Source organism: Gemmiger formicilis, from assembly GCF_016901605.1.
GTDB lineage: Bacteria > Bacillota > Clostridia > Oscillospirales > Ruminococcaceae > Gemmiger > Gemmiger formicilis_B.
The window spans coordinates 1-320 of record NZ_JACJKP010000559.1; the positions used below are offsets into that span (position 1 = coordinate 1).

Annotated in this window: 1 protein-coding gene; it reads right to left on the reverse strand. The window is 57.5% G+C overall.

From position 1 onward, the window contains the following. Positions 1-88 precede the first annotated feature (88 nt). On the reverse strand, positions 89-320 hold a 232-nt coding region (locus tag H6B10_RS15925), incomplete at its 5' end, for an enolase C-terminal domain-like protein (RefSeq protein WP_275951102.1).

Here is a 320-nt window from a genome sequence, read left to right on the forward strand (position 1 = left end):
CGACTGTGGCGAACATGATGAACAGGAGCGCGCCTTCGGAGGAAAAAATCGTATTCGGCATAATGTACCTCTCTCTGCGGGGGGCCGCTTAAAAATCAATGTCGATGCCGAGGCCCGGTTTGTCGGACAGGGTGTAAACACCGCCGTTCACGGCAAAACCGCCGGGCATACCCATCTCGGGGTCCACAGCGTACATAAAGCTGTCGCAGTCCGCCTCGGTGATATTCTGCTTGGCAGCAACCAGGCTCACACCGGCGGCAATGGCCACCTTGGTCTCCAGCATGCAGCCTACCATGCACTGTACATGGTTTGCCTCGGCA